21 protein-coding genes are annotated in these 25,902 nt (G+C 41.4%); 8 read left to right on the forward strand and 13 right to left on the reverse strand.

Translation table 11 applies throughout. From position 1 onward, the window contains the following. Positions 1-2,889: hypothetical protein (locus PJIAN_RS06380; RefSeq protein ID WP_084252307.1), on the reverse strand; the 2,889-nt coding region annotated here is incomplete at its 3' end. Between the two features lie 1,186 nt (positions 2,890-4,075). Between PJIAN_RS06380 and PJIAN_RS15075 the strand changes: the two genes are divergently transcribed. Further along, positions 4,076-4,207, forward strand: a complete 132-nt coding sequence (locus PJIAN_RS15075) for a LuxR C-terminal-related transcriptional regulator (protein WP_369691202.1) — start codon at positions 4,076-4,078, stop codon at positions 4,205-4,207. A 141-nt stretch (positions 4,208-4,348) separates the two neighbouring features. Here PJIAN_RS15075 and dnaK read toward each other — a convergent pair whose 3' ends face one another. The 6 genes from dnaK to PJIAN_RS06410 all read right to left on the reverse strand — a co-directional run bounded on the left by dnaK (position 4,349) and on the right by PJIAN_RS06410 (position 10,059). Next, positions 4,349-6,268: a molecular chaperone DnaK gene (gene dnaK / locus PJIAN_RS06385; RefSeq protein ID WP_068703249.1), complete on the reverse strand. Its 1,920-nt coding sequence runs from the start codon at positions 6,266-6,268 to the stop codon at positions 4,349-4,351. Positions 6,269-6,616: 348 nt separating this feature from the next. Further along, positions 6,617-7,054: a hypothetical protein gene (locus tag PJIAN_RS06390; protein WP_153802499.1), complete on the reverse strand. Its 438-nt coding sequence runs from the start codon at positions 7,052-7,054 to the stop codon at positions 6,617-6,619. 5 nt (positions 7,055-7,059) lie between these two features. Then, complete coding sequence (locus tag PJIAN_RS06395) at positions 7,060-7,392, reverse strand: hypothetical protein (RefSeq protein WP_153802500.1); 333 nt, start codon at positions 7,390-7,392, stop codon at positions 7,060-7,062. Between the two features lie 44 nt (positions 7,393-7,436). Next, on the reverse strand, positions 7,437-7,988 hold the full coding sequence (locus PJIAN_RS06400) for an RNA polymerase sigma factor (protein WP_068703255.1): 552 nt from the start codon (positions 7,986-7,988) through the stop codon (positions 7,437-7,439). Then, a complete protein-coding gene (locus PJIAN_RS06405) occupies positions 7,985-8,881 on the reverse strand; it encodes a phosphatase PAP2 family protein (protein ID WP_068703257.1) in 897 nt (298 codons plus the stop codon). Before PJIAN_RS06405 ends, PJIAN_RS06400 begins: the two co-directional genes overlap by 4 nt. Positions 8,882-8,943: 62 nt before the next feature. Further along, entirely contained in the window at positions 8,944-10,059 is a 1,116-nt protein-coding gene (locus tag PJIAN_RS06410; protein ID WP_153802501.1) for a hypothetical protein, read from the reverse strand. A gap of 249 nt (positions 10,060-10,308) precedes the next feature. On the opposite strand from PJIAN_RS06410, the gene PJIAN_RS06415 reads away from it, so the two are divergent. Further along, on the forward strand, positions 10,309-11,436 hold the full coding sequence (locus PJIAN_RS06415) for an AI-2E family transporter (RefSeq protein WP_068703261.1): 1,128 nt from the start codon (positions 10,309-10,311) through the stop codon (positions 11,434-11,436). Here the strand turns inward: PJIAN_RS06415 and PJIAN_RS06420 are convergent. Then, entirely contained in the window at positions 11,390-12,067 is a 678-nt protein-coding gene (locus tag PJIAN_RS06420) for a porin family protein (RefSeq protein ID WP_068703263.1), read from the reverse strand. The two genes, PJIAN_RS06415 and PJIAN_RS06420, sit on opposite strands and share 47 nt — an antisense overlap. A 24-nt stretch (positions 12,068-12,091) precedes the next feature. Then, positions 12,092-13,936 carry a LysM peptidoglycan-binding domain-containing protein gene (locus PJIAN_RS06425; RefSeq protein WP_084252309.1) on the reverse strand — a complete coding sequence of 615 codons (1,845 nt, stop codon included), beginning with the start codon at positions 13,934-13,936 and terminating at the stop codon, positions 12,092-12,094. Positions 13,937-14,325: 389 nt separating this feature from the next. Here PJIAN_RS06425 and PJIAN_RS06430 point away from each other — a divergent pair, with 389 nt between their 5' ends. Genes PJIAN_RS06430 through PJIAN_RS06450 form a run of 5 tightly spaced genes read left to right on the forward strand, consistent with a single transcriptional unit; the run spans position 14,326 to position 20,199 of the window. Continuing rightward, positions 14,326-14,685, forward strand: coding sequence for a hypothetical protein (locus tag PJIAN_RS06430; RefSeq protein WP_068703267.1), 360 nt, complete (start codon positions 14,326-14,328; stop codon positions 14,683-14,685). Between the two features lie 3 nt (positions 14,686-14,688). Continuing rightward, a complete protein-coding gene (locus PJIAN_RS06435) occupies positions 14,689-17,511 on the forward strand; it encodes an outer membrane beta-barrel protein (RefSeq protein ID WP_068703269.1) in 2,823 nt (940 codons plus the stop codon). Between the two features lie 30 nt (positions 17,512-17,541). Further along, positions 17,542-18,474: a hypothetical protein gene (locus PJIAN_RS14970; protein ID WP_172795584.1), complete on the forward strand. Its 933-nt coding sequence runs from the start codon at positions 17,542-17,544 to the stop codon at positions 18,472-18,474. 25 nt (positions 18,475-18,499) lie between these two features. Further along, the gene (locus PJIAN_RS06445; protein ID WP_068703273.1) at positions 18,500-19,495 is read left to right on the forward strand and encodes a sensor histidine kinase; all 996 of its coding nucleotides are present in this window, start codon (positions 18,500-18,502) and stop codon (positions 19,493-19,495) included. Beyond that, positions 19,492-20,199 (forward strand): LytR/AlgR family response regulator transcription factor, encoded by a 708-nt coding sequence (locus PJIAN_RS06450; protein ID WP_068703275.1) that lies wholly within the window; start codon positions 19,492-19,494, stop codon positions 20,197-20,199. The genes PJIAN_RS06445 and PJIAN_RS06450 overlap by 4 nt, the downstream gene beginning before the upstream one ends. Positions 20,200-20,203: 4 nt before the next feature. On the opposite strand, the gene zupT is transcribed toward PJIAN_RS06450, so the two are convergent. Continuing rightward, entirely contained in the window at positions 20,204-21,001 is a 798-nt protein-coding gene (zupT, locus tag PJIAN_RS06455) for a zinc transporter ZupT (protein ID WP_068703277.1), read from the reverse strand. Between the two features lie 233 nt (positions 21,002-21,234). On the opposite strand from zupT, the gene PJIAN_RS06460 reads away from it, so the two are divergent. Beyond that, positions 21,235-21,948 (forward strand): lipopolysaccharide kinase InaA family protein, encoded by a 714-nt coding sequence (locus tag PJIAN_RS06460; protein WP_068703279.1) that lies wholly within the window; start codon positions 21,235-21,237, stop codon positions 21,946-21,948. Positions 21,949-21,970: 22 nt separating this feature from the next. On the opposite strand, the gene PJIAN_RS06465 is transcribed toward PJIAN_RS06460, so the two are convergent. From PJIAN_RS06465 to ald, 3 genes are all read right to left on the reverse strand, one after another. After that, complete coding sequence (locus tag PJIAN_RS06465; RefSeq protein WP_084252310.1) at positions 21,971-23,689, reverse strand: tetratricopeptide repeat protein; 1,719 nt, start codon at positions 23,687-23,689, stop codon at positions 21,971-21,973. 155 nt (positions 23,690-23,844) lie between these two features. Beyond that, positions 23,845-24,570: a DNA repair protein RecO gene (gene recO / locus PJIAN_RS06470; RefSeq protein WP_068703283.1), complete on the reverse strand. Its 726-nt coding sequence runs from the start codon at positions 24,568-24,570 to the stop codon at positions 23,845-23,847. 125 nt (positions 24,571-24,695) lie between these two features. Beyond that, a complete protein-coding gene (ald, locus tag PJIAN_RS06475) occupies positions 24,696-25,781 on the reverse strand; it encodes an alanine dehydrogenase (RefSeq protein WP_068703285.1) in 1,086 nt (361 codons plus the stop codon). Positions 25,782-25,902 lie beyond the last annotated feature (121 nt).

Consider the following 25,902-nt stretch of genomic DNA (forward strand, 5'->3'; position numbering starts at 1 on the left):
TACAGCCTTCCAGGTACGTGTTAAAGTATAGCTATCGGGGCAGGTGCCATCGGCTCTGGTTTGGCCTTCGTAGGTAATGGTCACGTTAGCATCACAGTTGTCGGTAGCCGTCACCTCTGTTCCGATAACAGCCACGGCTGGCACAGCGTCACATTCTACGGTGACATCAGCCGGGAAATTGACAAATGCCGGAGCTTTGGTATCCCGAACGGTTATTACCTGTGCTTTGGTAGCCTCGTTATTACAGTTGTCTACAGCCTTCCAGGTACGGGTTAAAGTGTAGCTATCAGGGCAGGTGCCGTCGGTTCTGGTTTGGCCTTCGTAGGTAATGGTCACGTTGGCATCGCAGTTGTCGGTAGCCGTCACCTCTGTTCCGATAGTAGCCACTGCAGGTACAGCGTCACATTCTACGGTTACATCAGCCGGGAAGTTGACAAATGTCGGAGCTTTGGTATCCTGAACGGTGATTACCTGTGCTTTGGTAGTCTCGTTGCTACAGTTGTCTACAGCCTTCCAGGTACGGGTTAAAGTGTAGCTGTCAGGGCAGGATCCATTGGATCTTGTTTGGCCTTCATAGGTAATGGTCACGTTGGCATCGCAGTTGTCGGTAGCCGTCACCTCTGTTCCGATAGTAGGTACTGCAGGTACAGCGTCACATTCTACGGTTACATCAGCCGGGAATTTGACAAATGCAGGAGCTTTGGTATCTATAATTGTGATTTTCTGAGTAAATACAGCACTGGTATTCAGGCAGGCATCTTTTGCAACCCATGTATTGGTATATGATCCGGTAGCTCCACAACTTCCGGGAACAAATGTTCCGGATGTCTTTGTATAGGTCACGCTTCCGCAGTTATCTGTTGCGGTGGGAGCTAATGCCTGTGCATTTGATAACGCTGTAGCATCGCTACATTCAACTGTACGATCAAGAGATCCGGCAGTTGTTGTCCATGTAGGTGCAGTGTTATCTGTTATTGTAATAACCTGAGTAAATACAGCGCTGGTATTCAGGCAGGCATCTTTTGCAACCCATGTGTTGGTATATGTTCCGGTAGCTCCACAAGTTCCGGAAACAAATGTTCCGGATGTTTTTGTGTAGGTCACGCTTCCGCAGTTATCTGTTGCCTCAGGGGCTAAGGCCTGAGCATCCGATAAAGCTGTTGCTTCACTGCATTCAACCGAACGGTCGAGTGATCCCGCCGTTGTAGTCCATGTAGGTGCAGTGTTATCTGTTATTGTAATAACCTGAGTAAATACAGCGCTGGTATTCAGGCAGGCATCTTTTGCAACCCATGTATTTGTGTATGTCCCGGTAGCTCCACAAGTTCCGGAAACAAATGTTCCGGATGTTTTTGTGTAAGTAACACTGGAACAATTGTCTGTAGCAACAGGGGCTAAAGCCTGAGCAGCGGTCAAACCGTCTGCATCGTTGCATTCAACGGTTCTGTTAAGAGATCCTGCTGTTGTTGTCCAAACAGGGATTATATTGTCAAGTATTGTAATTGTTTGAACCTGATCAGCAGCTGCGTTATTATTGTTGTCTACTAAGTGCCATGTGCGGGTAATGATTTTACTGCCGGTACATGTGCCGTTATTAATCACATCACTATAAGTGGCATTCAATCCTGTAGAACAATTGTCCGATTCATTCGTAACATCACCGGTAACGGATGGGGACGCGTTATATGCGCAATTTGCATCTGTATAAATAGTAATGTCTGCCGGACGGGTAAAAGTGGGAGCTTGAGTATCAGCTGTGTTTAATACATTAACTGATTGTGATGCTGGCGTGCATCCTTTTTGAGTGTCACGCACCTGAAGATTGTATGTTTGTGCGTGTAAGTTTGGAATCGTCATTGTTACTTGCCATGATGTGGTAGTTGTTCCTGCTTGTGGAGTTGTAGTCACAACATTGCCACCAGATATCGGATACCAGGTGGTGCCATCCAAACTATATTCTAAATGGTTTTCTGAAGTGTTTGCCGAACTGGCTGTAAATGTGATGCTGCCATTATTTCCGTTACATGTTGTGGGTGTTGTGGATACATTATTAATAGATGTTTTGTTGACCACAACATTAAAGGTGCATTGTTGACTTGAAACAATAACCCCGCTTGAATTTTTATATGTAGCGGTGTAGGTTACCGGCGTTGACCCAACGGGATAAAAACCAGGGGCACTTGTGCTTGTTACAGAAAAATTAACATCTCCGGAACATCCTGATCCATATAACACTGCGTTAATTTGCAATAATGTTACTAAATTTTTATTACTAACATTATTCACATTGCTAAATTCAAACAGAAAATTGTAAACTCCATTTTGCCAGCCAACGGTTGACGGGTTTGCTGTAAATAGATAATCCTTTAAGGTCCCCGCGGTTTGTGTGCCATCCACGTTAAAAGAAGCTACAGGACTAGGTGATTTTACTCCGGCGGAATTTACAAGGTATACATTGCAGCTAAATAAATCTCCGTTATCTCGGAAGATCGTAATATCGCAGTTCGTCGGGCCTGTAATGTAAAATGCAGGAGATGTGAAAGAGGGAGCGGTTTGTCCGGAAGATTGGAATAATCTTAATTCTCCACCTCCTGTACCAACACGCTGCACGCCAGTGTAATCCCAACATTGTGTGCCTGACAAGCTTTCGTTTAGATCAAAGCTCATGACAAAAGAATAATTGGAGTAGCAACTAACAGCAAATGAAGGAGGCGTAAAATTAACCATTGCTCCCAATACCGAATTTTGGTAGGTGTCTGCACATGTTGTCAAATAAGTAGGTGGGCAGCCGGTTACGCTAACTGTGCAATCTTGCGCATTTGCTTTCTGGGTAAATCCCAAAGCAACAATCGTGATAATTGAAAGGAAAAGGGAAGTAAAGGTTTTCATAAACTCTTTAGATTAGATTATTGAAAACAAAAGGCAATTCTAAATATTCAGGAGACACCTACTTGAGATTGATGCTCTGCTCTGATTCTCTGAATTTCCTCTGCTGCTGGTTTCTAATCGTGAAGAATTTACTTCTATACCTTAAATGTCGTTGAGCAGGAAATTTGGTTGTTTTTCAATCGCAAGTAGAAATATACCATTTTGTAAAAAGACGCTAATAAATCAACTACGACAAAGATATATGTTGACAAAATGGATAAAAATGGTAGAATGACATAAATCATAGTAAGTGAAAAATGCAGATCTCGTTTGGAAAATCATGCATAAAAAAGGATTTTTTTAAAAATGTATTTTTTACCAACATGCGTTATAACACTGAAATACAACCTGATATAGTGAGCAAAAAAGAATGTAATATAAAAAAATGAGCAATTTCGCGATCAGGTTGGAGGGCTTAGGTTAATTACCGGTTGTTTCTATTCACATATATGTCTCATAATCTGTTATTTATTATTTTTTATTCGGCTATTCTTGGTAATATAAAGAGCTGAGACAATGCCATTCTTGTGTTAACTAACAATATATTTTTATTAAACACGCAAATACATATTAGTGATATATATAATTTACACTTCCTATGGTTACTGTCATTACGGACAACTATATGCAATAATGATTTATTTCATTTATTCTGTAATGAAAAATTGCCGCAAATACATATTCAAAACTTAATTAGCGTAAGAAAAGAATGACATATTGGCTTATTCAAATATGTATATTTACACAAGCTATAAGTAAAAATACTTACTTATGAATAAGTAAATAGTTGTAATATTTATCCTAAAATCACATTCTTGCCATCATAATCTTATATAATTACAAATAAAAAAATAACAATTACTCATTACACATATACCTGATAAACTGGATAATACACAGTTATCCATATCAAAACAAAAAAGCTGGTTGGTTCTTCAGATCTTTAGGAACAATAGATACTTCTCTGACCAAAAATTATCAACAGATTTACTACAACAAAAGCATTAAGAGTTGTAAGTAAATATTAAATAAAATTCATCCATCCAGTGGCATAAAAATTGACCACAAAACAGGCTCTTTTGAACAGATTCGATAGCATTTAATATCAAAAACAAAATTCATAAAAGGAAATTGGACCTGGTCATATATTGTAAGATTACTTTATAAAGGATTGGATCAAAAAAAAATAGCAAATCAGCTAACAATTTGTCCCCGCTCGGGAGATATGCATAAAGCAAATATTATGTCGAAGCTGGAATTTAAATTATCTTGCAAGTGATTAATTATCTAATTATTAAGACGAGTGCGCTGGAATGAGTTTGCATTCTTCACATCCACAAAAAACGCAAAACAAAAAACCGCTGTAAACATATTGTTTACAGCGGCTTAATAATATATAGTTATTGATGCTTATGGCATCTTACTTCACTTCTTCGTAATCAACATCGGTTACGTTGTCTTTTCCGTCATTGGAAGAAGCGCCTTCGTTTGGTTGTTGATACTGTTGTTGCTGTGCTCCCTGAGCGCCTTGTGCACCGGCCTGAGCATTATACATCTCCTGGCTTGCTGCATGGAATACGCTTTCCAGTTCTTTGGTTGCTGTATCAATAGCTGCCAGATCCTGAGCTTTATGAGCTTCTTTCAGCTTAGCAAGTGCTGCTTCGATCGGAGCTTTTTTGTCAGCCGGCAGTTTATCGCCAAACTCGGATAATTGTTTTTCTGTCTGGAAAATCAATGAGTCTGCATGATTCAGTTTCTCGATGCGTTGCTTTTCTTTAGCATCTGCTTCTGCGTTTGCAGCAGCTTCGTCTTTCATACGTTTGATTTCAGCATCGGTCAATCCGCTTGATGCTTCGATACGGATGCTCTGTTCCTTGCCTGTTGCTTTATCTTTTGCTGAAACCTTCAAAATACCATTTGCATCGATATCGAATGAAACTTCAATCTGAGGAACACCACGCGGAGCTGAAGGAATACCATCGAGGTGGAATACACCGATCTGCTTGTTATCGCGTGCCATCGGACGTTCGCCCTGCAACACATTGATCTGTACCGAAGGTTGGTTATCAGCAGCCGTACTGAACACTTCCGACTTTTTGGTTGGAATGGTAGTGTTTGCTTCGATCAGTTTTGTCATTACGCCTCCGTAGGTTTCAATACCGAGTGAAAGCGGAGTTACGTCGAGCAAAAGAACGTCTTTTACATCACCTGTCAACACAGCACCCTGAATTGCAGCACCAACAGCTACCACTTCGTCAGGATTTACACCTTTGGAAGGAGACTTACCGAAGAATTTTTCCACGATTGTCTGGATAGCCGGGATACGGGTAGAACCACCGACAAGGATTACTTCGTCAATATCCGAAGCGCTCAAACCGGCATCAGAGAGTGCCTTACGGCAGGGCTCAACAGTTGCCTGAATCAGGTTATCAGCCAATTGTTCGAATTTAGCACGGGTCAGCGTTTTCACCAGGTGTTTTGGAATACCGTTAACCGGCATGATGTACGGCAGGTTGATTTCGGTTGAAGTTGAGCTTGACAATTCGATTTTTGCTTTTTCAGCAGCCTCTTTCAAACGTTGCAAAGCCATCGGATCCTGACGAAGGTCGATGCCCTCTTCGGTGATGAATTCCTGAGCCAGCCAGTCGATAATCACGTGGTCGAAGTCGTCACCACCCAGGTGAGTATCACCATTGGTTGATTTTACTTCAAATACGCCGTCACCCAATTCAAGGATAGAAATATCGAAAGTACCGCCACCAAGGTCGAATACTGCAATCTTCATGTCTTTGTGAGTCTTATCCAGACCGTAAGCCAAAGAAGCTGCAGTAGGTTCGTTCACGATACGACGGACATTCAAACCTGCAATTTCGCCTGCTTCTTTTGTTGCCTGACGTTGTGATTCGCTAAAATAAGCGGGAACGGTAATAACCGCATCGGTTACTTCCTGTCCGAGGTAATCTTCTGCAGTTTTCTTCATTTTCTGAAGAATCATTGCCGAAATTTCCTGCGGGGTATAAAGACGACCATCGATATCAACACGTGGTGTATTATTGTCTCCTTTAGCCACTTCATATGGCACGCGGCCAATCTCTTTTTGAACCTGATCGTATGTTTCTCCCATGAAACGTTTGATGGAGAAGATCGTTTTTTTAGGATTTGTGATTGCCTGACGTTTTGCAGGATCTCCTACTTTACGTTCTCCACCTTCAATAAATGCAACAATAGAAGGGGTAGTACGCTTTCCTTCGCTGTTTGCAATTACGACAGGTTCGTTACCTTCCATAACGGCCACACATGAGTTTGTGGTACCTAAGTCAATTCCAATAATTTTTCCCATAGTTGTCTGTAAAATATATGTTTTGTATTAATTTTTTTCGTATCTGTTATGCCCTGAACGACGTTTACCTAAAAGCAAACCTTATGCCAACAAGCCAATCTCCGCATCAGAAAGTCCCTACCCAAACACCTTAAACATTGATTACATGTCATTTACACACCAATCGCACAAAATCACGCTTTCTACAGCCTGGCAATATAAATTTGTCTTAGCGGGTTATTTTGACAGCAAACAGAAAGTTCCATTCGCTTTTTTGACAAAAGATATGACAAAACGACAGATATAAGCACAAAAAAAGACCGTCCGCATGGACAGTCTTTTCAATGTTTTGAGCAGTATATTAAATTTCTACTTACGTCTGGCTTCGTTGGCTTTTCGTTTTATTTCTTCCAACACCTTTTCTTTGAAATCGCGTTCTGCAATATAATATCTGAACAATTTTTCCGGTGGAAGAATTTTCTTAAATTGCTCATGATAGGTTCTTGCCAGTTTAGCTCGTGTGACTTCGGAGTAGATATACAAATCGTTTAATTTGGCAAAATCCGTATTCCCATCTTTTTTGGTCAATCTCCACTGATCGCGCTGTTTGCTGATCTCCCATCTTTTTTGTTCCAGCTCGTTATAAAGCGGCCAAAATGCTTTCTCTTCATCGTCAGTCATATTGACCCGCTGTTTGATAAAAGCAATTTTTTTGGCTCTTAGTTCTTCTAATTGGGGATTACGTTGCTGTCCAAACAATAAAGTGGATGCAAAGACAACTATAAAACATAAAATTAATCTTCTCATAACTCTTACTTGTTAGAAGTTTGCTCTTCAGCATCATTACTGCATAAATAATTAGCCAAACTGGCCTCATCCATCTGATTTAAAATGAATGATTCTTCAACAGTATGTTGCTGAGCAACAGTTTTGGTCGCCATCTCTACCGGGATCAGCAATTTAGCGCCAATTAATACCCCTGACAATGTCGCAGCAATAGCGATCCAGGATTTTGTCTTTTTATACCAAGGCAAACTTGGCATGGATGTTTGGGTCATCGAAGCCATCTTTGCAGAAAAATCCTCAAAATATCCATCAGGCACCGTGAATGGATTTCTTTTGTCAAAGTTGGAATTCATATTCATCTTCTTTAGTTTTTTGTATTTAGACTGATCGTCTTCGTAATAGTTTAAATTTCGCTCAACAAATATGCCTCTATTTTCTTAACGGCATGATGATAAGATGCTTTTAATGCTCCTACCGATGTACCTAAGATCTCCTCCATTTCTTCGTATTTGAGATCATCAAAATATTTCATATTGAATACCAAACGCTGTTTATCGGGCAATTTCATTATAGCTTTCTGAAATTTCAACTGCGCCTCATCGCCTGAAAAATAAGGATCCGCTTCCAGGTTTTGCGCCATCGAACTTTCAATATCGTCCGTAGAATAGCTGTTCTTATTTCTTTGACTATTTAAAAACGTAATGGTTTCATTTACAGCAATACGAAATAACCAGGTCGAAATTTTGGACTCCCCCCTGAAACTATCAAGAGCACTCCATGCCTTCATAAAAGTAGTCTGCATCACATCATTGGCATCGTCATGGTTCAACACCATTTTACGGATATGCCAATAAATAGGCTGCTGATACTCCTGCACAATTCGTCCAAAAGCAGCACTCCGATGCTTTGGGCTATTGAGCTTGGCTAACCATTCGGCTTCGTTAAATCCATTCATACACTTCGAGTCGAGGGTTGGAAACGACGATTAAGTCTGTGCCACAGCCAAACGCTATAGAAATAAAACGGAAATGCAAGTGCAGCTCCTGTTATCACATCAATAACGTAATGTGCTTTTATATATACAGTTGAAAGAGCCAATAATACTGAAAACGGTAATATCCAGTAAAACAATTTACGGGCATGATACCAAAATAAAATCATATATGTCACCATCAGTCCTATATGCGAACTGGGAATTGCCCCTGTAGGACGTTCTCCTTCAGACTGAAGCCACATCAGCAAACCTCGCATTGGTCCGTAGTTCGGAATGGCAGCCGATGGATGAGAGCAAATGTAGAACTGGGGTCCTTCCGCAGGGAAAAATATATAAAACATATAGAACAACAGAAATGAACTCAGTAAAACAAAGGAGGCAAAGAAAGCCTTTTCTGTTTTAACCTTGAGAAAATAGAGATGAACAAAAGCAAGTGCCAGATAAAAAGACATGTATGCAAAATTCATCAATTCGTTAAACCATGCTGCCGGAGCCCACAATTCAGAAAAAAGAGTACTGGGCTGACATCCGCATACCCATTGATCGGCAGCTATCAAAAACTTATCTATGTCTTTAAAAAACAGCTGATTATAATAATATGTTTCCGGATACCAATAAGTAATGAGCAAGATAGGAGCCAACTGCCTGAAATAGGTAAGAAACTGCCATCCGCTCACCCTGTGAAGCAACATTACGGCTACAAATCCAGCCATAATGGTTCCTCTCATCATCAACAAATGTACCCAGGTTGTTTCTCGCACCGATGAAGGAAAAAACAAAATGAAGAGACCGGTAAAAATGATCCAGATAAATGTAATTATTTCAATAGGGTATATCGGTAAATAGCGTTTCATTGACAGTCAGACAAAATTAAATTCAGTTTGGCTTTAGGTTATTTATTACAAATCGTTATCGGTCAGTCTTTAATAAAACAACGGGTTCTGAAATACGGTTCTTTTTCATAGTTATCCCAGATTCCCACTGCATTGATATTTGTTTCAAGCTGTCCGGTTGAAATGGCATATTTGACATTGTGTTTCCTGTATTGCTCATTCATGGCCACATAATAAAGAGAATGAATTCCTTTTTTTTGCCAATCAGGATGTACACCATTAAAATACAAATCCACAGTATCATATTTTCTAAGCGCTTTCAGTATATGGAGAAAACCAAAAGGAAAAATTCGGCCTTTCGCTTTTTGGAATGCTTTGGAAAGAGATGGGAAACTAATGCCAAACCCAACCACATTGCTGCTTTCGTCCAGCAGGAAACACAAAAGTTCAGGTCTTGCAAATCCCAGATAAGCTTTAATGTAAAACTCAATCTGACGGTCAGTCAATTCGGCAAACCCATAAAGATCTTTGAATGCAGCATTCAGTGTCTCAAAAAACTGAGGTGCATAGCGCATGATTTCCTTTTTATTTTTAGGAATCACCACTTCCACCTTATATTTTTGCATAATCAGTTCGTTGATACGCTTCACTTTGTCAGGAATCTCCTGCGCTGCATTAAATTTATATTGGACCCAATCCACCGACTTTCTGAAACCAAGATGTTCGAGATGTTTGGAAAAATAGGAGAAATTATATGCAGTGGTTATACTCGGCTCATGTTCAAACCCTTCCACCAACATTCCCTCCGGATCAAGATCGGAAAAGCCCAAAGGCCCATGAATTCCTTTCATGCCCTTTGCAGCACCCCAGGCTTCAGCAGCATCCAACAATGCTTTCGACACCTCAGGATCATCAATAAAAGCAATCCAGCCAAAACGGGTTCGCTTTTCATCCCAACGCACATTTGCTTTGTGGTTAATAATCGCTGCTATTCTCCCAACGATTTTATTATCCTTATATGCTAAAAAATACGATGCTTCACAATGGTCGAATGCCGGGTTCTTTGTGCTATCCAGCATTTTCCACTCGTCCATAATGAGTGGTGGAACCCAGTTTTTATTATTTTTATAAAGTTCAAAAGGAAACATGATAAATTGTTTCAGTTCCTTCCGTGTAGATACTTCTTTTATCGTTATCATAGATTATCGACGATCTCTTGTATTAGACTGCCCCTCTTCAGGCAATGAAAAATCAGGCAAATATAAGCATTTTTCATTGCCCCATAATGTTATTTTTAAGCAAAAGTTATGCGAAAGCATTTTTGAGGAATGCCTTTTATGTACCAACACCAAACAGTTCCTCTTTATTTTCGATAAAATGTTTTGAAAGCTTCGTGAAAAGCTATAACTTGCAACATATTTCTATTTTTGTTTTTTAAATTGCAATATATGTCCGCACATGTAAGCCGCCCGTTTACCTTCGACAGAGTTGTCAGATTAATAATTGGCCTCATTATATTAGTGTCTCTCTATTTTCTGGTCAATTATCTTAGTAGCGTTTTACTTCCGTTTCTGCTGGGCTGGCTCATCGCCTACATGATGAATCCGATGGTGAACTTTTTTCAGTTCAAACTTAAATTACACTACCGTTCGCTGTCCATTTTTGTTTCGTTTGTGACGCTTATAGGAATAGCTTTTGGTTGTATATTGCTTCTCGTCGATCCTGTTTCGTCCGAAGTTTCAAGGGCAAGTCAACTTATTTCTCAATACCTGATAAATCCTAAAACGCATCAGTTCCAACTCTCGTTTCTACCGTCCGAATGGCAACAATACATTGTTGATCATTTTTCGTACAAAGAGCTGCAGAACTTAATGAACAGCTCTTCATTCCAGGAAGTGATAAGTAAGGTTCAGCCCCACTTTATGAGCTTTTTATCAGGCACGCTTCAATTTATTCTGGGCTTATTTATCGGCTTTGTGATATTGTTGTATGTCATTTTCATCCTGCTCGATTACGAAAAGATAACGAACGGATGGAGAAGCGCAATTCCCACCAAATACCGCCCTTTCTTTGAGGGATTGGTAGACGATTTGATGATGGGAATGAATCGTTATTTCAGAGGACAGGCTTTTGTGGCAGGGATGGTAGGAATTATGTGTGCTGTAGGGTTTTCCATTGTCGGGCTTCCGCTGGCAATTGTCATGGGACTGTTTATCGGGTTGCTCAACATGGTGCCTTACCTTCAATGGTTCGGTTATATTCCGGTTACCTTTCTGATGTGGATCCGGGCTGCGGAAACCGGGCAAAGCTTTCCCATGCTTTTTCTGGAGTTAGCCATTGTAGTTGCAATTGTACAGATAGTACAGGATCTTTTTCTGATTCCTAAAATAATGGGAAAAATGACAGGCCTGAAACCGGCGCTTATTTTACTCTCATTGTCAGTATGGGGAGCGCTTTTAGGGATTGTAGGAATGATAATTGCACTCCCACTCACCACGCTGATTATATCATACTACAAGCGCTACGTTCTTAATGTTGACGAACCGGAAAATGAAGAAACACCCCCAGTGTTATAGACACGAATCTATTACCGGAATTTCCGAAAGTATCTTTTTTTGAATTGGGAAAAATATCACTCAAACCAAAAGAATAACGCCCTTCTAAGGTGTAACTTGTAGAACCGGCACAAAGTTCGAAGCCAGTGCCGACACAAAATCCATAGTCGAATTTATTAGCAATTGGCATAGTGTACTCTTCATGAGACGCCGATGTCACGGCGTTTTGAGAGCTTTCTGACAACAGATAACCAATCTTTGGGCCAAAATTGAGCATCCACCGGAATTTATTTCCGAGATAAAAATGGGTCAGTACCGGCATTTCAAAATAATTGAGCCTGCGTTGAAAAGTACCCGCTGTTGCCTGCTCCTTCCATCCGCGTTGAGAATAGTTCAGCTCCACCTGCAATCCGAAGTTTTTCTCCGAAACATAGTTGGCTGCAATGCCTCCATAATATCCCATAAGCTGCTGTTGCACAACTGCCGGATAAAAATTGATATTAGAAAAACTAACCCCATGAGAAGTACCAAAACTAAAATAGGGATGAAAGTCGGACGATTGAGCTTTGCAAAAGATTGACAATCCCGCAAAACATGTAATTACAGCAAACCGTTGAATGGTATTGGCAATCTGAGTTCTGAATATTTTCACGCTTAATTAGTTGTATTATAAAAATCATTCACTTATAAGAGTCACGCCCTTGCCACTTTTATAGTTAAGCAAATGCAACTCATTGTTCTGGAAACCGCCCCCGGCAGCAACTCGTTTAAAGACAAAACGGGATTCAATACTTTCGGGTAACTGAACAGACAAATGTTGAGTAAAGCCCGGAACCCCGTATTTGCTCATCATCGATATGAAATAAAGAGACAGGTCGTAACCCAACAAATCGAACCGGATCACTTCTCCTGAATTAGGATTCAAATGAAACCATTTGGTGTATTCACGGTTATAGTCAGACAAACTCTCTTTATCATGAGTATAAAATAAAGAGGCATAATACAGATTGGGATAAACGTTTGTTTCTGGTTCCCAATCTAAAAAGCCGTACAAAGAGACATGTTTGCTTTCGGAGTTTAACCCTGCAAAAGCAGACAGGTATGGCGCTGCTTTTTCCGCATTTGATGTTGCAAGCACCACAATAGCAGGCTTACCATCTGTAATCCATGGCTTAATCGGTTCCAGATTTCCGCCCTGCAACACTGCCGTATGGTAGGCTATGTGGTTTTGCTTCAGTTTCGACATCAGGTTTTCTGCAAAAACAGTTCCGTCGTCATTGTTATTTCCGTTCACTGGTTGAGCAATCACTATATTAGAATTGCGGAACTGCTTGACAAACAACGATGCGGCTTGCACATACTGCGAATGGATGGATGGATTAAACTGAAACAGGTATGGATTAGTTGCTATTCCATCTACTTTCTGTGTGAAAGGAATGATGGTATATATTTTATGCAGCTTAGCAAAATCTGCCACAGGCTTGGTTTGTGCAGCATAAGCAGGGCCTATAATCAAATCCACATGAGAAAGCTCTTCGTTTTCAAGCACTTTCGTAACACCAGCCACGGTTTTGGCTATATCATAAGTATGAATATCCACAGAGACACCCTTCTCTTTCAGGTCTGACAATGCAAGTAACATTCCTCTGTAAAAATCGACAAACTTTTCGATCGTCGGATCATCTTTTGCGCCATCCAATGAGAAAGGCAAAAGCACTGCCACTTTCACCAGGCTCTTACTTATGGATGTTGTTTGGACAGACTCTTGTTTTGCAAGCGGTTTACGTTCTGACACTATCGGTTTTGTCACAGCCTTAGCCGTATCCGAAGGAATGATCACAGTTTCGCCGGTTTTCAACACTTCAACGGTAGGGTTGGCATTTTTGATTGCCTCAACCGGCACCTTGTACATCCTGCTCAGACTATAAAAGGTCTCACCGGCTACAACCTGATGGCGAACTCCGTCTTTTGTTACAGCCTGTTTGGGGGCAGCTATAACCGGCTTCTTCTCTTCTTTTGCAACTGCAGGAGTCTCTTTGACTATTTTCTTCACCGGCTCTTCCGGCTCTTTATAAGCCTCACTTGCTTTCTTTGTCTGGGGAGGAGGTATTTGCAACACATCACCCTCTTTTATGCCTTTCGCAGCATCCGGATTCATTGCAACAATGGCTTCTACAGTCACTCCATACTGATATGCAATCGAATACAGGGTTTGTTTCTTTATCACAGTATGTTGCCTTGTTGTGGTTACCGTAGGCAGCGTTTGGGTAGATAGCGGAATTTTGATCACCTGACCGGCCTTCAATCCTTCAGCTATTGACGGATTGCAATTTAAAATATCCGCCTGAGTCACATTAAACTTATGGCTAACAGCATATAAACCCTCTTTTGCATCTACTGTGTACAGGTAAAATTTTTGTCCATGTTCTTCTACGACAGGATAATTCAGATCCTGACAGTATGCTGTAAGAGCAAGCAAAAGCATGAATATTCCAAAACAAAAAATTCGGGAGTACTTCATTGTTTCAATATTTAAATAGATCCGGCTGCAAATTCATTTCTAAAAGCTGGAGTCACAATGGCAGTTATTCTTTTTGTTATTCCAACTACTGCCACAAATCCGCTAATGAAATATAATGCAAATGTAATGAAAAAATAGGGAAACGAACGGACTTGTTCCTGCCTGAATCGCTAAACACAGAAGTGATGACAACTCCGAACAAAAACAACACAAAGTATTATTTACAAATGCATTAAGTCATTTTTAAACATCCTTTACAGAAGTAATAAGATATCTAAATTTCCGGTCAAACAGCTTTTTCGTCTACTCAATTGGCGCATTCGTCTATTATTTTTTCCTCCACAAAAGAGAGCATTTACCTTTGTTGCGTCAAAAAACAAAAGGAACAGATGAACTATCAGAAGTGGACATTGGCATTGCTCTTTATAACAACATTTACAGTCGCACAATCGCAAAATATAGGTAAGACCAAGCTTGAATGGAATTATAACGGCACACTCGACAATGTTTTGAAAGCAATAGGTGACGACTATGATATTCACTTCGTATACGATTCTCTGCAACTGCAAAATATCGACGTCACTTACTATGCTTTTGAAGAGAATACTCTTTCCAGATTGTTTGAGGAGTGGAAAAATCAATGGAACCTCTTTACTTATGTCGAAAAAGACCGAACAGTTCTTATAACAAATAAGCCGCTCACGCATAATCAACGGAAAGAGTGGATTACTGCAGTAGCAAAAAAATAGCATATGGAAAATTACTACTCCAATTTCAAGATCAAAAGATTGCTGATAGGTATTTTCTTATTATCCGCAATTACCATTTCTGCTCAGGACATTACGGGCAAGGTAATTGACGGCAATTCAAAACAAACGATTCCCAACGCCGGCATAGCACTCTATGGCAGCACTGGTTCTCTCATCTCCAGCACTATAAGCACATCGACCGGCACATTCGATCTGCATTATAAGCTGTCGGGAGTCTACCGGCTTAGGGTTTCGTTCGTAGGCTACCAAACGTATGAAAGAGACATTAAACTCGACGGACAGGGCGTAAGCGTGGGAACTCTTTCGCTAAAAGAAAAGACACAAGACATTAGCGAAGTGGTTGTTAAAGCCTCTGTGCCACTTGCTACTCAGCGAGGAGACACAACGGTGATGAACGCAAGCGCCTATAAAACCAATCCAGATGCCAATGTGCAGGATTTGGTGCAAAAAATGCCCGGAATTGTTGTACAGAATGGCACGCTACAAGCTCATGGCGAAGACGTAAAGCAGGTATTGGTAGATGGAAAAGAATTCTTCAAAGATGATATTACAGCCGCATTAAAGAATCTTCCGGCTTCAATTGTGAATGAAATTCAGGTATATGACAGCCAGAGCGAGCAAACCCGTTTCACAGGATTTGATGATGGCAACAGACTAAAAACTATCAATATCGTAACCAAAACCGGCGTAACCAAAAGCCAGTTTGGACGATTTTATGCCGGTGCCGGCTCAGACAATCTATATTCTGCCGGTGGAAATCTCAGCCTTTTCAGAAACGACCGCCGCATTACCATTATCGGTCAATCCAACAACACCAACGAACGTAATTTTGCCATGGGGAATATCTTTTCGGGCGGAGGCAATCCGAATGGCCCTCCGGGGGCTCAGGTTGCAACAATGGGTGGAGGATCTTCAAGCAGCGACGGGGTAAACAACTACTCCGTCGATACCCAAAATGGTATCAACAAAATAAACTCCATCGGCTTCAACTATTCCGATCAGTTGAGTAAAAAAATCAAACTTGACGGCAACTATTTCTTTAGCTCGCTGAACAATACGTCAGCACAAAGTTCACTGTACGATTACACGGCAAGACAGGGACAAAGTTACCTCGAAAATAAAAACACAACTGCGCATGTCATCAACCATCGGTTCAATTTCAGGCTTGATTATGACATTGATGACAGAAACTCACTCTTCATCAGACCGAACATATCTTTTCAACAGAGCGACGGAACCAGCAGAACCTTGTCTCACACTGACTCCGTATCGAAACCTTTGAGCGCAGTTTCAAGCTCAACCGCTCCATCCTTAAAAGGAGCCAATATTTCCGGACAGATTCTTTTTCGGCATAAATTCGATCGCAAAGGCAGAACATTGTCTTTGGATATTAATTCAACCTCGCAAACAAAAAACGGAAATAACTATCTGAACTCAATAACGGACTATTACTCGTCCAACACAATCGATACCGTACGTGAATATTCCAATCTCCATTCCACCGGTTATTCTTTTTCCGCAAACGCTTCCTATACAGAGCCTATCAACCGGAAAAGCATGGTCATGATCAACTACATGTATGGTTATCAAACGGGGAAATCAAATCAAAAAGCCTTCAATTATAATAGCAAGACCGGCTTATATGACGATCGGGATCTATCGCTGACCAGCATTTACAAAAGCAACTATCAAACAAACTCGGGTGGCATGTCTTACTTATATCACACCCGGAAAATGAATCTAAACACAAACCTCAACTATCAACATGGAACACTGACCGGTGAAAACGAGTTGAGCAATGCTTTTGCCATTCCTTCAAAAACGTACAACAACCTATTGCCATCGATGATGCTGCGTTACAGTTTCTCTTCAACCACAAATCTGCAGGTCGATTACAGAACATCAGCAAGTGCACCGTCGATTGCACAACTTCAGGAAGTATTGGACAAAACAAATCCGACCCAGCTCACCGTAGGAAATTCACATCTGGCTCAAACATACCAGCATAGCCTTAACGTCCGGCTGATTGCACCTAACACATCCACAGCCTCGGTATTCATGGCGTTTATCAACGGAAGCCTGTCGAATAACTTCATCGCATCCAATACATTAATAGCTCATTCCGACACACTTTTATCGAAATACAACCAGACACTAGCCAAAGGCGGACAGCTGACCACTTACCAGAACCTGAGCGGATATTATAATCTGAACGGAATGGTAGGATACGGATTCCCATTTACCGCAATTAAAACCAATCTTCACCTGATGTTAAACGCCAACGCCAGCCGGACTCCAAGTATAATCAACAACCAGAAAAATTATTCCAGGCAGTTTTCATGGGGCGGTAATTTGATTATGAGCAGCAATATCAGTCAAAACGTTGATTTCACGATTAATTCCAGAGCCAATTTCAGCTCGGTGAACAATACCCTTCCGGAACAAACCGACACTCATTTCTGGAACCTCAGCTCGGGAGCCAATCTAACATGGATTGCGTTAAACCACATAGTATTTCAATCGGGCTATTCCTTTTCCGGCTACTTTCAGCAAGGGAGCAAGAATGAAATTACCAACATGCTGAATTGTTCGCTTGGGGTTAAATTCCTGAAGAAGAATGCAGGAGACCTTCGCTTTTCCTGCAACGATTTACTGAATCAGAATACAAATTTCAGCCGTAGTACAACGCCACTCTACACGTTGACACATCAAAGCAATACGGTGGGTCGGTATTACATGCTGACGTTCACCTATACATTAGGCAATTTCAATGGCGGGAATCAGGGAGCTCCACGCCCGATGTAATTCAACAATACACAACTAATTCAAAATAATATGCACAAGACACACTATTTACGAACATTGGCCTGCATAGCTTTCGCCGGTTGCCTTTCGGTATCGGCTTTTGCAAAGACCAAACTGGTTACCCAGAGTCAGTATTGCGCCGATTTTGCCTCTGTTACCCCACCCGATAGCTCAACGATGTTTTCTTCATTTGCCGACGGGAAAGTTCTCATAAGGGTATTCAATAATCCGACAGGTTTTTACATTCAACTGGTTGCAGCTGATGAACAAACCCAACAAAAGCTGCTGGTTAACGGACTGACTGTTTATGTTGATCCTACCGGCAAAGAGAAAGATAAATACGCTGTTATTTTCCCCTCCATGATGTCGCTAAGACAACAAATGGGACAAACAGGCATGAATCAGGAAGAAGCCAGACCACAAATGCAAGATGCCAATCAAGAACAGGGAACTCAGAGTCAGCGAAGAGACCCGAGGCGGCCTGATCCATCTAAAATGGTACAACAGATAAATCTGAAAGGCGCCACTTTCGACATTGACGGGGACTCCCGTGCGGTAGGCATCGAATGGGTTAAACTGACAATAACTCCAAACCAGAAAATCTGTTACAACATCAAGCTCCCTTATTCTGTTTTCAATCTCAAAAACTTATCTCCTGAATTACTGAGCATAGGTCTACTATCTGAATTCAGTTTACCACAGGGTATGCCATCCGGCGGAGGAATGGGTGGTCCTGGTGGTGGCATGGGCGGTCCTGGCGGAGGAATGGGTGGTCCTGGTGGAGGCATGGGCGGCCCTGGCGGTGGTATGGGTGGTCCCGGCGGTGGCATGGGTGGACCTGGTGGAGGCATGGGTGGTCCCGGCGGAATGGGACAAAGCTCCGGCAATGCTCGCTCCATGTTTGCTGAAATGGGAAAACCCGTAAAAGGATGGATTCAAACGAAACTGGATGCAGCTCATTAAGCCGCAAAAACAGGATTAAACAGGCATGAACTTCAATAAAAAATACGGCAAAGCGATCAACGTGCTAATCCATATTTGTTTTTGGATAGGATTTATTGCTATACCTGCTATTTTACCGAAGCCTCAACACAGACCGTTTCATCCTCCGTTTCACCCCGGATTGCATCCGGACATACAAATTATAGCGATAGCCATCGGGTTGCAGATCGGATATTTTTACCTGAATTATTTCGTTTTCTTCAACTTATTCAAAACACGGCGATACTATCTGTTTTTCATTGTCAACCTTGCTATTTTATCGGTTATTTTTGTAATAAGGTGTGTTTATAACCGGTTCGATGGCTTGAATATGATGATTTTCAGAGAACTATCGCCGTATATTTTCTTCTTTCTGGCTGGAACGTCATTGCGGATTATCAGGGATCAGTTCCGACTTCAAAGCGAGTTGCTCGAAAACGAAGTCACCTTTTTGCGCAATCAAATCAATCCGCATTTTCTATTCAATGTATTGAACATGGTCAATTCGTTTGCCCGGACACGACCGGAACTGATTGAACCCACGGTGGAGAAGCTATCGAACCTGATGCGCTACATGCTTTACAATACAGACAAACAAACCTCATTAATGGATGAAGTTGAACACCTGAACAACTACATCGAACTGCAAAGAACCCGGTACAACGATTCGGTAAAAATCAGTTACCATACAGAAGGCGAGATTCCTGACAAGACAATTGAGCCTATGCTACTCATACCTATCGTTGAAAATGCATTCAAGCATGGCACGGCACTGATAGATTCGCCCGAAATCCACATCAAGCTCACAAGCTCAGATAAAACCCTTTCATTGGAAGTGAGCAATCGTTACAAAAACGACTTGCAGGAGAACTTAAGCCCCTACAGCGGAATTGGGTTACAAAACATCATCAGAAGGTTGGAACTGCTCTACCCTGACTCACACGTGCTGAACCATTTTTCTGAAAACGGGTGGTATAAAATACAATTGACGATTGCCTTATGATTAGTTGCATTGCCATTGACGACGAAAAATATGCCCTCGATTTACTAATTGACAATATCCGCAGGGCTCCTTTTCTGGAGTTGAAAGAGACGTTCAGAAATGGCGTAGACGCGTTGCATTATCTGGAAAAGAATCCGGTCGATCTGGCCTTTCTCGATATTCAGATGCCGGTTCTGAACGGACTGCAAATGTTACGTAAGTTGCAGGTAAGACCAATGATTGTGATCGTATCCGCATTTAAAAGTTATGCGCTTGAAAGTTTTGAACTCGACGTTCTGGATTATCTGCTAAAGCCGGTGTCGTACGAACGATTTCTGAGAGCGGCGAACAAAGCCAACGACTATTTTCAGCTGAAACATGCAAAAAACGGGCAACGGAATGATTATATATTTGTCAATGCCGATTACCGCCTGGTAAAAATCAACATTGATAAAATCTTGTATATTGAAGGGATGAAGGACTACGTAAAAATCTTCCCTGAAAACAGCAAAGCCATCGTTACAAAACTATCACTTAAAACGGTTGAAGAAATGCTGCCGGACGAACACTTTATACGCGTTCACAAATCGTATATTATAAATAGTCAAAAGGTGATTTCGTTGCAAAAGAAAAAGGTGCAACTCAATGGCGACATCATCATTCCGTTGAGCAGTAATTACCGCTCGGCCTACAACCAGCTGATAGAAAGTCCGGCAGAAAGTTAATAGCCTATTCTCCCATCAACAATATGGCTATCGCAACCAAAGCCATACCGCTAATCAATCCGATTTTAGAAAACAAGCCTTTACCATAATGGTGCGCCGTAGGAATCAGCTCATCTATAGCAATATACACCATAGTGGCCGACACAGCGCCCAATACAATACCCTCCAGCATTGGCGACCAGTAAGGTAATATAAACAGCCAGGCCAGAAATGCCCCCATCGGAGTGGAAAGACCCGCAGCCAACGTCAACAAGAGAGCTTTACGGCGATTTCCCGTCGCGTGATACATTGGAGCTGAAATAGAGAGGCCAATGGGAACGTTATGGATAATAATCGCCAGCAAAATAGGAAACGCCAGACGATAATCCGAAACGCCTATCGTAAACATTGCTATTCCTTCGGGGATATTGTGTAAAGTAACCGCCAGAGCAATTAAAAGACTCATTTTTTTGAGTCGCTTTTTTAATTGAACGCTTTCAGGATCGGCATTGTCGCTAACGTCCACATGGTGGGGAAACAGCATATCAATCAGTGCCATAACCACAATTCCCAGAAAAAAGGAGAAGATGGCATACATAAATGCTTTTGAGGGAGAAGCTGCAGATTCAAAACAGCGAAGCGATTCCGGAAAGATTTCGACAAAAGAGACGAAGAGTAATACCCCGGCAGCCAGACCCAACGAGAACGCGAGAAAAGACCGGTTGGTTTGTTTTGAAAAGTATGTTAAGAGACCTCCGATACCGGTTGACAACCCGGCAGTAAGGGTTAGCCCAAAAGCTATCAACAAATTATGATGTTCCATTTATATCTGATACTTAATTACAAAGGTAACAAAATAAACGACAAACGGGATGAAGAATTCTTCCCTTCATATCTCGCAGTGAGTACGTGTAAATTAACGATTTAAACCATTGACTATTTTGGCCGTCTTTTATAAAAAAACATAACATCACCAATTTCGGGGAACATCCGATTCAAGTCTGGCATTCTGATTTAACAAAAACAATTAACTTTGCCTGCTTTCGTGCAAACAATATGAAGACAGTAGTAATAATAGCTCCGGCATACCAACAGTACACAAGTTTCATCCACTCTTTACCTCAGATTTTTAATTCTGAAGGCACTTCTATTTATAAGGCCAGAAATGAAATTAAGAATTTTGAGCGTAATGGAAAACTATTTACCGTCAAAGGTTATAAGCGGCCACATATCATCAACCAAATTGCTTATGGCACCTTCCGCCAAAGCAAAGCCAAACGGGCTTATGATTACGCATTGCGTCTTCTGGAGAAAAACATCTCCACGCCAGAGCCTGTAGCCTACATTGAACAATACGCATGTGGTTTATTGTGCAACTCTTATTTTGTCTCGTTATTTGCCACAGAATCTCACCTACTCAGAGAACTTCACGACTATAAAGTGGAGGGAAATGAAGCGTTACTCAACGCACTGGCGGCGTATACAGCTTACGTTCACGAAAGAGATGTATTTCCTATCGATTATTCGCCCGGAAATGTGTTGTTTGAAAATGAAGATGGAATATTCAGATTCACGCTCCTCGACATCAACAGAATGCAATTTCGAGTAGTGACTCAAAAGATGGCTGCCAGATGTTTTCGGCGCTTTACCATGGATAAGACGCTTATCGGGTTCATCGCGTGCGAGTATGCACGTATAAGAGGATATGAGCCAACTGCATTCGCGAACGAGGCCATCAAACATCACACAAATTTCTGGAAAACGCGATAATAAAGCTATTCCAATTAAGAGACTATTTTTCCAGATAGCTCTTCATCTCTATTTTCTTTTTCAACAAGGGTGAGTTATTTCCTGCATTCACGGCTTTTTGCCACCAAACCAGAGCTTCTTCTTTTTCGCCTGCCATAAACAGGATATCGCCGTAGTGTTCTAGCACTTCAGGGCTTTTATCTCCACCATTGTCAATTGCCTGTTTTTCATAGATTTTGGCCAGCGAGTAATTTCCTTCCACAAAGAAAATCCACGCGTAAGTATCCAGATAAGTGGCATTCGTTGGCTCTGCCGCCACGGTTTTGGCACTCATGCTTTCGGCCTTTTGCAATTCCCTCTTCTCCAACGATAAATAATAGGCGTAATTGTTCAGTGTTCCTATATTATTCGGCTGATATTTTAGCGATTGAGCATAAGAAACGAAGGTCGAATCTTTCATTCCCAATTTATAATAAGTGTCCCCCAGTTGGGTATAAATTTGAGAGCGCATTACTATGTTTTCATCCGGCACCAACTGAAGCGCCTTATTGCAATGGGAAATTGTCTCCTTGTATTTTCCTGATTGATACAGAGCAATTGCCTTATAAAAATAAAAATCGACATCATCGGCAAAATATCCGAGAGCTTTACTGCACAGAGAATCGATAGCCGTAAAGTTTTCCTGCTTAATTTTCATATCAATCATCCGCATCCATGTCACCTTGTTCTGTGGATTGAGGTCGAGCATTATTTTCAGCTCATTTTCAGCAGCTTCGTTTTTTTGCCGCATCATCAGAAAGAGGTAATTGTAATTGTGGAGGCTCTCTTCTTCCGGATACATTTCGAGCAAAGAACTGAGATAGCCCTCTACCTTTTGCATTTCCGATGGACGGGTAACAAGGTCTTTGAGAACAGACAATTTGGGCTCAAGATCAACATTTTTGTTGCGCATCATCTGATCGAGTACAGACATCATCGATACGGTATCGCCTACTGCCTTGTAATATTTCGACAGAGAATAAAGGGCATCTCCGTTATTGGGATCAGTATTCAATACTTGCTGATAGCAGGCAAGCGCTTCTTTCTGCATCTTTTGCTCAAGATAGATATCACCTCTAAGAACCTGGTATTTAGCTTCATTCGGATACGTTTTCACCAGCTTATCTATCTCTGCAATCCCTTTTTTATTTTGATTTTGCATAAAATAGAGCCGGGCCTTTTCCATGGTTATATCCTGATTCATGCCCTGCACCTTTTCAAGCATGTTCAAAGCCCCAATAGCTTCGTTGTATTTTTCGGATTGCGAGTAAATATTGATCAGCATCATCAACGCTTCATCGTTTTCAGGGTCAATTTTCACGATGGCATTATACACTTCAACGGCTTTGTCTATTTTCTGAGAAGAAAGATATTGCTCGGCCAGGGCGGTTTTGAACCACAGGTTTTCAGGCTGAGCCACTGTTGCCTTTTCCAGACACGCAATCGCCTTATCGGTTTGTTTGGTAACAACGTAAATTTTAGACAATTCATACATCACATTCCCGTCATTCGGCTTGATCCGGTTACAATTAGTAAGCAAATCAATTGCCGCATCATAATGTCCGGCCAGCCTTTCACGCAAAGCATCATCAAAAAAGTAATTGAATTGAATGTCGACCGGAGTTGTTTCTTCAATATGCTTTTGAACTGCCTTTTTAGAAGCTGACATTTGAAGAGAACCACTCACGCAGAGGGCTAATATAACGATGCGGATTAATTTCATTGCTTTTGATTTGAACTGCTGAAAGAGACCATTCCGGCCGCTTCAACAGATAAAATAAGTAACCAGTTAGTTATGCAAATGTACGTATTTCAGATGGAAAAACTGTCACCAAAACATTTAGAAAAACTAAAACAGATAACGAATTGCACCGGATATCAATCGAACAATTCCATCAGCACCGGCAACGATTTGATTTCTCCGATTTCAGCCAAATGGATACGATAATACGCAAGCATATGCTCAAGAATAGCAACACGTTCGCTTCTCGAGAAACGGAACATGTGCATATTTGTATAGTTAATCCGCATCAGTTGATATAAAACAGCACTCTCTGCAGGACGCAGGAAATGTTTGTGCAAAGGGCATGTGGAAGTAAATACCCCATTGACCATGTCAAAATAAAAGTGCAGTCCGAGATTTTCGGTATTGGGAAAGAAGCCGAGGAAACGGGTCAGATGAAGCATCATCACCAAATGAAAATTGGCAACGCCCTGTTCCGACCGTTCGAGGATTTGCACTGACTCCTGCAGGAAGCGAAACAACATTTTGTCCGTTTGGCTATCCCGCAACGTACGATAAAGAAATTCGGCCAGAAACAATGCCAAAGCATTTTTCACCGGATTCATTTGTATGGAAGTAATAATATTGTAAGGCCGGGCTTCTTTTATTTGGTGAAGTTCGCGGTCCGGCAGCATTTCTATTTCAAGATCGACCAACATCATCGGTTGCAGGAATGCCATTTTCGATCCGCTTTTTTTTCTCGAAGCTCCATAAACGATACAGGCCAAACGTCCCCGCTCCTCCGAAATAAGGTGCACGATATTCGCCTTATCGGAATACTTGATGCAGTGAAGAATGATGGCTTTCGTTTTGAGAAACATAACAGACGGAAAGAAAATACATTTAGCAAAACAAAGATAGGCTATTTTGAGCGCATTAAAAAAAAAAACAGCATGACACATATATATCTGCGCCATGCTGTAGTATAGAATATCAAGTAAGTTTTTTACCCCAGAAATGCTTCGCGCACAGCCGGGTAAACAATTTCACCTTTTACGATATTAAGACCTTTGCGAAGCTCTTCACTCGCTTCACAAGCCTTTTCCCATCCCAGATTAGCCAGTTGGATAGCGTAAGGCAACGTAGCATTTGTTAACGCAAGGGTTGAGGTATAAGGCACTGCACCCGGAATATTGGCAACACAATAATGAACCACACCATCAATGGTATAAATCGGATCATTGTGTGTAGTCGGGCGGGAAGTTTCAAAGCAACCACCCTGATCGATAGCAACGTCTACCATCACCGCTCCTTTTTGCATAGTAGACAACATATCAGCAGTCACAAGATGAGGAGCCTTTGCTCCGGTTACCAAAACCGCACCGATTACCAAATCTGCAGTTTTCACCTCTTCCGCAATAACATATTCGGAAGACACCAATGTTTTTACGTTCTTGGGCAACACGTCCGACAAATAACGCAAGCGAGGCAGCGAAATATCAGCCAAAGTAACATCAGCACCCAAACCGGCAGCCATCCATGCAGCCTGAGTACCAACCACACCACCGCCAAGCACAAGCACTTTTGCAGGTTTAACACCCGGCACACCACCAAGCAGGATACCTTTTCCGCCATTAGGACGTTCAAGATACTTTGCTCCTTCCTGAATTGACATCCGGCCTGCCACTTCCGACATTGGAATCAATAAAGGAAGACTTCGGTCGGCCTTTTCTACTGTTTCATAAGCAAGACAAACAGCTCCGCTGTCGATCATTGCTTTTGTCAAACCGGCATTAGAGGCAAAGTGAAAATACGTAAAAAGCAACTGATCTTTCTTGATCAACCGATATTCAGGCTCAATCGGCTCTTTTACTTTTACAATCATGTCAGAAGCGGCATATACCTCTTCTATTGAAGGCAACAATGTTGCTCCTACCTTCAAATACAATTCATCACTAAAGCCACTGTTCACCCCTGCACCTTCCTGAATGTAAACAATATGGCCTTGTTTAACAAGTGCAGACACGCCTGCGGGTGTTAATCCCACGCGATTTTCGTTGTTTTTAATTTCTTTTGGGGTTCCAATTTTCATACTCTTCAATTTAAAGGTAATTAATATGTCTCAAAGGTCAATGTTTTTAATTGTAATTGCAAAGATAAAGTATAAAAAAGTGTTATTAATCCTGTTTTTAAACATAAATATGTCCATATTT

Source organism: Paludibacter jiangxiensis, assembly GCF_001618385.1.
GTDB classification, from domain to species: domain Bacteria; phylum Bacteroidota; class Bacteroidia; order Bacteroidales; family Paludibacteraceae; genus Microbacter; species Microbacter jiangxiensis.

Bases quoted from the DNA above. Each gene is read 5' to 3' on its own strand.
- dnaK (WP_068703249.1), bottom strand. From the start codon at position 6,268: ATGGGAAAAATTATTGGAATTGACTTAGGTACCACAAACTCATGTGTG.
- PJIAN_RS06390 (WP_153802499.1), bottom strand. From the start codon at position 7,054: ATGAGAAGATTAATTTTATGTTTTATAGTTGTCTTTGCATCCACTTTA.
- PJIAN_RS06395 (WP_153802500.1), bottom strand. From the start codon at position 7,392: ATGAATATGAATTCCAACTTTGACAAAAGAAATCCATTCACGGTGCCT.
- PJIAN_RS06400 (WP_068703255.1), bottom strand. From the start codon at position 7,988: ATGAATGGATTTAACGAAGCCGAATGGTTAGCCAAGCTCAATAGCCCA.
- PJIAN_RS06405 (WP_068703257.1), bottom strand. From the start codon at position 8,881: ATGAAACGCTATTTACCGATATACCCTATTGAAATAATTACATTTATC.
- PJIAN_RS06410 (WP_153802501.1), bottom strand. From the start codon at position 10,059: ATGATAACGATAAAAGAAGTATCTACACGGAAGGAACTGAAACAATTT.
- PJIAN_RS06415 (WP_068703261.1), top strand. From the start codon at position 10,309: ATGTCCGCACATGTAAGCCGCCCGTTTACCTTCGACAGAGTTGTCAGA.
- PJIAN_RS06425 (WP_084252309.1), bottom strand. From the start codon at position 13,936: ATGAAGTACTCCCGAATTTTTTGTTTTGGAATATTCATGCTTTTGCTT.
- PJIAN_RS06430 (WP_068703267.1), top strand. From the start codon at position 14,326: ATGAACTATCAGAAGTGGACATTGGCATTGCTCTTTATAACAACATTT.
- PJIAN_RS06435 (WP_068703269.1), top strand. From the start codon at position 14,689: ATGGAAAATTACTACTCCAATTTCAAGATCAAAAGATTGCTGATAGGT.
- PJIAN_RS14970 (WP_172795584.1), top strand. From the start codon at position 17,542: ATGCACAAGACACACTATTTACGAACATTGGCCTGCATAGCTTTCGCC.
- PJIAN_RS06445 (WP_068703273.1), top strand. From the start codon at position 18,500: ATGAACTTCAATAAAAAATACGGCAAAGCGATCAACGTGCTAATCCAT.
- PJIAN_RS06450 (WP_068703275.1), top strand. From the start codon at position 19,492: ATGATTAGTTGCATTGCCATTGACGACGAAAAATATGCCCTCGATTTA.
- zupT (WP_068703277.1), bottom strand. From the start codon at position 21,001: ATGGAACATCATAATTTGTTGATAGCTTTTGGGCTAACCCTTACTGCC.
- PJIAN_RS06460 (WP_068703279.1), top strand. From the start codon at position 21,235: ATGAAGACAGTAGTAATAATAGCTCCGGCATACCAACAGTACACAAGT.
- PJIAN_RS06465 (WP_084252310.1), bottom strand. From the start codon at position 23,689: ATGAAATTAATCCGCATCGTTATATTAGCCCTCTGCGTGAGTGGTTCT.
- recO (WP_068703283.1), bottom strand. From the start codon at position 24,570: ATGTTTCTCAAAACGAAAGCCATCATTCTTCACTGCATCAAGTATTCC.
- ald (WP_068703285.1), bottom strand. From the start codon at position 25,781: ATGAAAATTGGAACCCCAAAAGAAATTAAAAACAACGAAAATCGCGTG.